This is a genomic window from Roseitranquillus sediminis, assembly GCF_016918935.1.
Classification (GTDB): Bacteria; Pseudomonadota; Alphaproteobacteria; order Rhodobacterales; family Rhodobacteraceae; genus Roseitranquillus; species Roseitranquillus sediminis.
The window spans coordinates 125,869-134,513 of record NZ_JAFFOB010000006.1 but is presented as its reverse complement, the minus strand read 5'-3'; the positions used below and the strand labels follow the sequence as shown (position 1 = coordinate 134,513).

5 protein-coding genes are annotated in these 8,645 nt (G+C 64.4%); all 5 read right to left on the bottom strand.

The features are described 5' to 3' along the window. Positions 1-107: 107 nt before the first annotated feature. The 5 genes from fusA to rpoC all read right to left on the bottom strand — a co-directional run bounded on the left by fusA (position 108) and on the right by rpoC (position 8,639). Entirely contained in the window at positions 108-2,249 is a 2,142-nt protein-coding gene (gene fusA, locus JM664_RS03355; RefSeq protein ID WP_227418487.1) for an elongation factor G, read from the bottom strand. Positions 2,250-2,275: 26 nt separating this feature from the next. Then, complete coding sequence (rpsG, locus tag JM664_RS03350) at positions 2,276-2,746, bottom strand: 30S ribosomal protein S7 (protein WP_227418486.1); 471 nt, start codon at positions 2,744-2,746, stop codon at positions 2,276-2,278. A gap of 12 nt (positions 2,747-2,758) precedes the next feature. Continuing rightward, complete coding sequence (gene rpsL, locus JM664_RS03345) at positions 2,759-3,130, bottom strand: 30S ribosomal protein S12 (RefSeq protein WP_036175706.1); 372 nt, start codon at positions 3,128-3,130, stop codon at positions 2,759-2,761. A gap of 238 nt (positions 3,131-3,368) precedes the next feature. Beyond that, positions 3,369-4,298, bottom strand: a complete 930-nt coding sequence (locus JM664_RS03340) for a DMT family transporter (protein ID WP_227418485.1) — start codon at positions 4,296-4,298, stop codon at positions 3,369-3,371. A gap of 108 nt (positions 4,299-4,406) precedes the next feature. Continuing rightward, complete coding sequence (gene rpoC / locus JM664_RS03335) at positions 4,407-8,639, bottom strand: DNA-directed RNA polymerase subunit beta' (protein ID WP_227418484.1); 4,233 nt, start codon at positions 8,637-8,639, stop codon at positions 4,407-4,409. Positions 8,640-8,645 lie beyond the last annotated feature (6 nt).

Below are 8,645 nucleotides of genomic sequence, written 5' to 3'. Positions count from 1 at the left end.
CGTCTTGCCGTGGTCAACGTGCCCGATCGTCCCCACGTTCACGTGCGGCTTCGTCCGCTCGAACTTCGCCTTCGCCATTTTCGTCTCTCCTTCCGCTCAGACGGCGCTTACGCGTACTTCGCCTGGATTTCTTCGCTGATGTTCTGTGGGACCGGCTCGTAATGGTCGAACAGCATCGTGAACTGGGCGCGGCCGGAGCTCATCGACCGCAGGTTATTGATGTAGCCGAACATATTCGCCAGCGGCACGAAGGCGTTGATGACGACCGCGTTGCCGCGGCTGTCCTGCCCCTGCACCTGGCCCCGGCGCGAGGTGAGGTCGCCGATGACGTTGCCCGTGTACTCGTCCGGCGTGACCACCTCGACCTTCATGATCGGCTCCAGCAGCTTGGCGCCCGCCTTGCGCAGCCCCTCGCGCATCGCCGCGCGGGCCGCGATCTCGAACGCCAGCACCGACGAGTCCACGTCGTGATAGGCGCCATCGATCAGGGCGACCTTGAAGTCGATGACCGGGAAACCGGCGAGCGGACCCGAGTCCATCACGGACTTGATGCCCTTCTCGACGCCCGGAATGTATTCCTTCGGCACCGAACCACCGACGATGCGGCTCTCGAACGAGAAGCCTTCGCCCGGCTCCGTCGGCTCGATGATCATCTTGACGCGCGCGAACTGGCCCGAACCACCGGACTGCTTCTTGTGCGTGTAGTCGATCTCGGCCAGCTTCGAGACGGTCTCGCGATAGGCGACCTGCGGCGCGCCGATGTTGGCCTCGACCTTGAACTCGCGCTTCAAGCGGTCGACGAGGATGTCGAGGTGGAGTTCGCCCATCCCCTTCATGATCGTCTGGCCGGACTCAATGTCCGTCTCCACCCGGAAGGACGGGTCCTCGGCCGCGAGGCGCTGAAGGCCCTGGCTCATCTTCTCCTGGTCGGCCTTGGTCTTGGGCTCGACCGCAATCTCGATGACCGGGTCCGGGAACGTCATCGTCTCCAGAACAACCGGCTTCTGCGGATCGCAGAGCGTGTCGCCGGTCGTCGTCTCCTTGAGACCGGCCAGCGCGATGATGTCGCCTGCGAACGCCTCGTCGATCTCGGTGCGCGAGTTCGAGTGCATCATCATCATCCGGCCGACGCGCTCGCGCTTGCCCTTGGTCGAGTTCAGGAGGGCGTCGCCCTTCTTCATCGTGCCCGAGTAGATCCGCGTGAAGGTCAGTGAGCCGACAAACGGGTCGTTCATGATCTTGAACGCCAGGCCGGCGAACGGCGCGCTGTCGTCCGCGGTGCGGGCGATGTTGCGTGTCTCCGTCTCGTCATCGGGCGAGAAGCCCATGTAGGGCGGCACGTCGAGCGGACCCGGCAGATAGTCGATCACCGCGTTCAGCAGCGGCTGAACGCCCTTGTTCTTGAAGGCCGAGCCCGCGAGGACGGGAACGAACGACATCGACAGCGTGCCCTTGCGGATCAGGCTGCGGAGGGTCGGCAGGTCGGGCTCGTTCCCTTCCAGGTACGCCTCCATCGCCTCGTCGTCCTGCTCGACGGCGAGCTCGATCATCTCGTTGCGCATCGTCTCGGCCTGCTCGCGCAGGCTCTCGCGGACGTCCTCGACCACCCATGAGGCACCGAGATCCTCGCCGCGCCAGACCCACTCCTTCATCGTGACAAGGTCGACGATGCCCTCGAGGTTGTCTTCGGCGCCGATCGGCATCTGGATCGGCAGCGGCTGGGCGCCGGTCCGATCCTTGATCATCTTGACACAATTGAAGAAGTCGGCGCCGATCTTGTCCATCTTGTTGACGAACACGATGCGCGGGACCTTGTAGCGGTCGGCCTGTCGCCAGACGGTTTCAGTCTGCGGCTCAACGCCGGCGTTGGCGTCCAGCAGTGCGACCGCGCCATCGAGCACCGCGAGAGAGCGCTCCACTTCGATGGTGAAGTCGACGTGGCCCGGCGTGTCGATGATGTTGAAGCGGAACGAGGCTTCCTTCGGCGTGTCGCCGTAGATACCGGTCGGATTCTCACCGTCCTCGGTGCGGAACCAGAACGTGGTCGTCGCGGCCGAAGTAATGGTGATCCCGCGCTCCTGCTCCTGCTCCATCCAATCCATGGTGGCGGCGCCATCATGAACTTCGCCGATCTTGTGGGACTTGCCCGTGTAGAACAGGACGCGCTCGGTCGTCGTGGTCTTACCAGCGTCGATGTGCGCCATGATCCCGAAATTCCGGTAGCGCTCGAGAGAGTAGTCGCGGGCCATTTGGAGAGGTCCTCAGGCTAGAGTTCTTACCAGCGGTAGTGGCTGAACGCCTTGTTGGCGTCGGCCATCTTGTGCGTGTCTTCGCGCTTCTTGACGGCGGTGCCGCGGCCGTTGACCGCGTCGACCAGTTCGGCCGCCAGACGCTCTTCCATAGTGTTCTCGTTGCGCTTGCGCGAGCTGTCGATCAGCCAGCGGATCGCCAGCGCCTCGCGGCGCTCGGGGCGCACCTCGACGGGCACCTGATAGGTCGCACCACCGACGCGGCGCGAGCGGACCTCGACCGACGGCTTGATGTTGTCGAGCGCCTCGATGAACACCTCGATCGGCGAGCGCTTCAGGCGCCCCTCGACCCGCTCCATCGCCCCGTAGACGATGGATTCGGCGACGGACTTCTTGCCGTCGTACATCAGATTGTTCATGAATTTCGTCAGCACCCGGTCGCCATACTTGGCGTCGGGCAGGACTTCGCGCTTCTCGGCGGCGTGGCGGCGGGACATCTGTCTATCCTCTTACTTCGGACGCTTGGCGCCGTATTTCGAACGGCGCTGCTTGCGGTCTTTGACGCCCTGCGTGTCGAGCACGCCGCGAAGGATGTGGTAACGGACGCCCGGAAGGTCTTTCACCCGGCCACCACGGATCAGGACCACCGAGTGCTCCTGCAGGTTGTGGCTCTCACCCGGGATGTAGCTGATCACCTCGTAACCGTTCGTCAGGCGCACCTTCGCGACCTTCCGCATGGCCGAGTTCGGCTTCTTCGGCGTCGTCGTGTAGACGCGCGTGCAGACGCCGCGCTTCTGCGGGCAACCCTCGAGGTGCAGCGACTTCGAGCGCTTGACTTTGGGCTGCCGCGGCTTGCGGATCAGCTGTTGGATCGTTGGCATTCCGGTCTCGTTCCCGTCTAGCAACACATGTCTCGTTCGGGCGCCCTGCAATCGCGCAAAACGCAAAGACCGCATGGCCCCCTTCCTACGCGGGGACGACGCGGTGGGCATTCAGAGGATCGGGGCGGATGGGCCCGGATCGTGACCACTTCAGTTCTGGTGCCAGGCGCAGACCAGAGGATCCGACCGCCTGAGTGGGCGCCGTATAGACAGAGTCGTTCGGGGTGTCAACACTCCGTCAAGGTGCTCCGCGCGGCGGCTCCATTCCGGGATAAGACGCGGCGGTGGTCGTGATCCGGCGGCGCAGACGACGCTCTCGCCAGAGGGTGAAGACACCGGTCGAGACGACGATGCCGGCGCCTGCCAGCGTTATTTCGTCAGGCCAGTCGCCGAACACGAGGTAGCCCAACGCCAGCGCCCAGACGAGGCCGGTGTAGCGGAACGGTGCGATGAAGCCGATCTCGCCACTCCGCATGACTGCCACGCTGAGCAGGTATCCGGCAATCAGGAACAGGCAGGAGCCGCCGAGCTGCAGCGTCGCGCGCGCGGACATCGGCTGCCAGTCCGTACCCGTTGCGCCAACAGCGGCGAAGAGCGCAACGCCGAGGGACCCAGCCAGCGCGACGGTGACCGATGGTACGGGTGCCGAGATCCGCCGCGTCGCAAGGTCGCGGATTGTCACCCCCATGACGGCCGCCACCCCATAGAGCGCGTAGACGTCGAATCCCGCGGCGCCGGGCCGGACGATCAGCAGCACGCCGAAGAAGCCGATCACGATCGCTACAAGCCGCGGCAGACCTATGGGCTCACGGAGGAAGAGCGCGCCCGCAAGTGTGACCGTCAGCGGCAACGCCTGCAGGATGGCAGTCATGTTGGCGAGCGGCGCGTTGAAGAGGGCGGTGATGAAGAAGTAGGCCGCCCCGATCTCGCCCAGCGTTCGCAGGCCGATGAAGAACGCGTCCCTGCGTCCGATGGCCATCCTGAGGGCCCCCGTCGACCACGCCGCCCCAGCGAGGAGGATCGAAACGGCAATGCCCCGCAGCAGCAGCGCCTGGAAGAGCGGCAGCTCGTCCGAGAGCGACTTCATAAAGGTGTCGTTGATCGTGAAGGCCGCCATAGAGACGGTCATGAGGGCGGCGCCGCGCAAGTTGTCCGTGGGTGGCGGCATACGCGTCTCCTTCGCCGACGCCGTAGCAGTGGCGCCGCCGGGAAGTCCATACGCCCAAAAAGCAGAAGGCCCCGCATTAAAGGGGGCCTTCCGAGATGTCAGGACAGATCAGTCGCCTTCGGGCGTCTCGACGAGGCCGCCGTCGTCGTCACCGTCATAGCCTTCGGTCGGCGCAGCGAGGGCCGCCGCACGCTCCGCCTCGGCCTGCGCGTCCTGCAGAACCTTGAGGTCACGCTCGGCCGCAATGCGGCGTACCTTCTGGGTCGCACCACCTGTGCCCGCCGGGATCAGCCGGCCCACGATGACGTTCTCCTTCAGGCCGACGAGCTTGTCTCGCTTGCCCATGACCGACGCCTCGGTCAGCACGCGCGTGGTCTCCTGGAACGAGGCCGCCGAGATGAACGACCGCGTCTGCAGGCTGGCCTTCGTGATGCCGAGCAGGATCGGCTCACCCGATGCAGGACGGCGGCCGTCGGCCACCGCCTTCTCGTTCATCGCGTCGAACTCCGCCTTGTCGACGTGCTCGCCCTTCAGAAGCGTCGTCTCCCCGCTGTCAAGGATCTCCCACTTCTGCAGCATCTGCCGGACGATGACCTCAATGTGCTTGTCATTGATCTTCACGCCCTGCAGCCGGTAGACGTCCTGCACCTCGTCGATCAGGTAGTCAGCCAGCGCCTCGATCCCCATGATCCTGAGGATGTCGTGCGGCGCCGGGTTGCCATCCATGATGTAGTCGCCCTTCTGGACGAAATCGCCTTCGGCGACCGGGATGTGTTTCCCCTTCGGCACCATGTACTCGACCGGGTCCATCGACTCGTCGGCGGGCTCGATCGTGATCCGGCGCTTGTTCTTGTAGTCGCGCCCGAACTTCACGTAGCCGTCGATCTCGGCGATGATCGCGTGGTCCTTCGGCCTCCGCGCCTCGAAAAGTTCCGCCACCCGCGGCAAGCCGCCGGTGATGTCCTTGGTCTTGGCGCCCTCGCGCGGGATCCGCGCCACCACGTCGCCGGCCTTGATGTCCTGTCCGTCTTCGACCGACAGGATCGCGTCGACGCTCATCGGATAGCTCACCGGGTTGCCCTGCTCGTTCCGCACGGGCTCGCCGGACTCGCTCTCCATGATGATGATCTCGGGCTTCAGCTCGTTCGACTTCGGTGCCGAACGCCAGTCCGAGACGATCTTCTGTGTCATGCCCGTGGCATCGTCGGTGTCCTCGCGGACCGACAGACCCGAGATCAGGTCGACAAAGCGCGCCACGCCAGCCTTCTCGGCGATGATTGGCAACGTGTAGGGGTCCCACTCGAAGAGCTTGTCGCCCCGCTTCACCTCGGCTCCCTCGACAGGGAAGACTTTGGTGCCGTAGCCAAGCTTGTGGCTCGCCCGCTCCACGCCATTGTCGTCGAGGATGACGAGCTGCATGTTGCGGCCCATCACGATCTGGTCGCCGACGGCGTTGCGCAACAGGTTCGGGTTCCGGAACTCGACCCGCCCGGGCTGGCTCGCCTCGAGGAAGGACTGCTGGGCGCCCTGCGCGATGCCGCCGATGTGGAAGGTCCGCATCGTCAGCTGCGTGCCCGGCTCGCCGATCGACTGCGCCGCAATGATGCCGACGGCCTCACCAACGTTGACCATCGTGCCCCGCGCTAGGTCGCGACCGTAGCACATGGCGCAGACGCCCTCGTCCGCCTCGCAGGTGAGCGGCGAGCGGATGCGTACCGCCTGCAGGGCCGCACCCTCTATGATGTCGGCCTTGCGCTCGTCGATCAGCTCGTCCTTCGCCACCAGCACGTCGCCGGCCGGATTCATGACATCTTCCGCCGCCACACGACCGAGCACGCGCTCACCCAGCGACGAGACGATCTCGCCGTCGTTCACGGCAGCCTCCGCCGTGATGGCGCGTTCGGTGCCGCAATCGTTGATCCGCACGATGCAGTCCTGCGCCACGTCAACCAGACGCCGCGTCAGGTAACCCGAGTTCGCCGTCTTCAGCGCCGTGTCGGCCAGACCCTTCCGGGCGCCATGGGTCGAGTTGAAGTACTCGAGCACGGTCAGGCCTTCCTTGAAGTTCGAGATGATAGGCGTCTCAATGATCTCGCCCGACGGCTTGGCCATCAGGCCGCGCATCCCGCCCAGCTGCTTCATCTGCGCCGGCGAGCCCCGGGCGCCCGAATGGCTCATCATGTAGACGCTGTTCGGCTCCATCTCGGCACCGGCGTCGTCCCTACGCACCGCCGAAATGTCGGCCATCATCGCCGTCGCAACCTCGTCCGAGCACTTCGACCATGCGTCGACGACCTTGTTGTACTTCTCGCCCTGCGTGATCAGGCCGTCCATGTACTGCTGCTCGAACTCCTTCACCTGATCGCGCACCTGGTCAACGATCGTCCACTTGGAGTCCGGGATCAGCATGTCGTCCTTGCCGAACGAGATGCCGGCTTTAAACGCCTCCTTGAAGCCCGTGTTCATAATCTGGTCGCAGAAGATGACCGACTCCTTCTGACCGCAATAGCGATAGACGGTGTCGATGACCTGCTGCACCTCCTTCTTGCGCAGCAGGCGGTTGACCAACTCGAACGGTGCCTTCGCGTTAAGCGGCAAGAGCGCGCCCAGTCGGACGCGGCCAGGCGTCGTGTCGTAGCGACGCATGACTTCCTGACCCTCCTCGTCGATCTGCTTGATCCGCGCCGTGACCTTGGCGTGCAGATGCACCTCGCCCGCGTCGAGCGCGTGCTGCACCTCGTCCACGTCGGCGAAGCTCATGCCTTCGCCCTTCATCCCCTCGCGCTGCATGGAGATGTAGTAGAGGCCGAGGATCATGTCCTGCGACGGCACGATGATCGGTGCACCGTTGGCCGGCGACAGCACGTTGTTCGTCGACATCATTAGCACGCGCGCTTCCAGCTGCGCCTCAAGGCTCAGCGGCACGTGCACGGCCATCTGGTCTCCGTCGAAGTCGGCGTTGAAGGCCGAGCAGACCAGCGGGTGCAGCTGGATCGCCTTGCCTTCGATCAGCACCGGCTCGAACGCCTGAATGCCCAGGCGGTGCAGCGTCGGCGCCCGGTTCAGCATCACCGGATGCTCGCGGATCACCTCGTCGAGGATGTCCCAGACCTCCGGGCGCTCCTTCTCGACCAGCTTCTTGGCCTGCTTGACGGTGCTGGAGAGCCCCTTCGCCTCAAGCCGCGAGTAGATGAACGGCTTGAAGAGCTCGAGCGCCATCTTCTTCGGCAGCCCGCACTGGTGCAGCTTCAGCTCCGGCCCAGTCACGATTACCGAACGGCCGGAGAAGTCCACGCGCTTGCCGAGCAGGTTCTGCCGGAACCGGCCCTGCTTGCCCTTGAGCATGTCGGACAGCGATTTCAGCGGACGTTTGTTGGCGCCGGTAATGACCCGGCCGCGACGGCCGTTGTCGAAGAGCGCGTCGACCGATTCCTGCAGCATCCGCTTCTCGTTGCGGATGATGATGTCGGGGGCGCGCAATTCGATCAGCCGCTTCAGGCGGTTGTTACGGTTGATCACCCGGCGATAGAGGTCATTGAGGTCCGACGTCGCGAACCGGCCGCCGTCGAGCGGGACAAGCGGGCGCAGCTCCGGTGGGATAACCGGAACGACGGTGAGGACCATCCACTCGGGACGGTTGCCCGACTCGATGAAGTTCTCGACGATCTTCAGCCGCTTGATGATCTTCTTGGGCTTCAACTCGCCAGTGGCTTCCTTGAGCTCCTCGCGCAGTTCTGCCGCGGTCGACTCGAGGTCGATCGCCGCCAGCATCTCGCGGATAGCCTCGGCGCCGATGTTCGCCGTAAAGGCGTCACCACCATACTGGTCCTGCGCGTCGTTGAACTCTTCCTCGGTCATCAGCTGACCGTACTGGAGGTCCGTCAGGCCGGGCTCGATGACGACGTAATTCTCGAAGTAGAGGATCCGCTCGAGGTCGCGCAGCGTCATGTCGAGCATGAGGCCAATGCGGCTCGGCAGCGACTTCAGGAACCAGATGTGGGCGACGGGTGCCGCCAGCTCGATATGGCCCATGCGCTCGCGCCGGACCTTCTGCAGCGTCACCTCGACGCCGCACTTCTCGCAGACGACGCCGCGATACTTCATGCGCTTGTACTTGCCGCAGAGGCATTCGTAGTCCTTGATCGGACCGAAGATGCGCGCGCAGAAGAGGCCGTCGCGCTCGGGCTTGAACGTGCGGTAGTTGATGGTCTCGGGCTTCTTGATCTCGCCGTAGGACCAGCTGAGGATCCGCTCCGGGCTGGCCAGCGAGATCTTAATCTCGTCGAACGTCTTCGGCGCGGCAAGCGGGTTGAATGGGTTCGTCGTCAGTTCCTGGTTCATACTCTG